Genomic DNA, 1,035 nt, shown 5'->3' with positions numbered 1-1,035 from the left:
ACGGCGTCGGCCCTGGAACCCTGATGGTTCCGGGGCCGACGCCGTTGAGATGAGCGAGCCGGTAGCGCTCCCCGCTTGTCCGGTGAGTCCGCTCAGTCCAGGTAGTCGCGCAGGACCTGGCTGCGCGAGGGGTGGCGCAGCTTGGACATGGTCTTGGACTCGATCTGGCGGATGCGCTCCCGGGTGACCCCGTAGACCTTGCCGATCTCATCGAGGGTCTTGGGCTGGCCGTCGGTCAGACCGAAACGCATGGAGACCACGCCGGCCTCACGCTCCGAGAGGGTGTCGAGCACGGCGTGGAGCTGCTCCTGCAGGAGGGTGAAGCTCACCGCGTCGGCCGGGACCACGGCCTCGGAGTCCTCAATGAGGTCACCGAACTCGGAGTCCCCGTCCTCACCCAGGGGGGTGTGCAGGGAGATCGGCTCGCGGCCGTACTTCTGGACCTCGACGACCTTCTCCGGGGTCATGTCCAGCTCGACGGCCAGCTCCTCCGGGGTGGGCTCACGTCCCAGGTCCTGGAGCATCTGGCGCTGCACGCGGGCGAGCTTGTTGATGACCTCGACCATGTGCACCGGGATGCGGATGGTACGGGCCTGGTCCGCCATCGCGCGGGTGATGGCCTGGCGAATCCACCAGGTGGCGTAGGTGGAGAACTTGAAGCCCTTGGTGTAGTCGAACTTCTCCACGGCGCGGATGAGGCCCAGGTTGCCCTCCTGGATGAGGTCCAGGAAGAGCATGCCGCGGCCCGTGTAGCGCTTGGCCAGGGAGACCACCAGTCGCAGGTTGGCCTCCAGCAGGTGGTTCTTGGCCCTCTGGCCGTCCTGGGCCACCCAGTGCAGCTCACGACGCAGCTTGGCCGGCAGGTCGTTGCCCTCCTCGGCCAGGCGGTGCTCGGCGTAAAGACCGGCCTCGATGCGCTTGGCGAGCTCGACCTCCTGCTCGGCGTTCAGCAGCGCAACCTTACCGATCTGCTTGAGGTAGTCCTTGACCGGGTCCGCGGTGGCACCGGCAGTGACGACCCGCTGGGCGGGCTCG

General features: G+C 67.5%; 1 protein-coding gene. It reads right to left on the bottom strand.

Annotation, left to right across the window (positions count from 1 at the left end; genetic code table 11):
- Positions 1-92: 92 nt before the first annotated feature.
- Positions 93-1,035 (bottom strand): RNA polymerase sigma factor (locus HMPREF3165_RS01035; protein WP_141744980.1); only part of this gene is annotated, 943 nt, incomplete at its 5' end.

It is taken from the genome of Actinomyces sp. HMSC08A09 (assembly GCF_001807465.1).
Lineage (GTDB): Bacteria > Actinomycetota > Actinomycetes > Actinomycetales > Actinomycetaceae > Actinomyces > Actinomyces oris.
The sequence above is the reverse complement of the archived record's forward strand: the minus strand, read 5'-3'. Positions and strand labels throughout refer to the sequence as shown.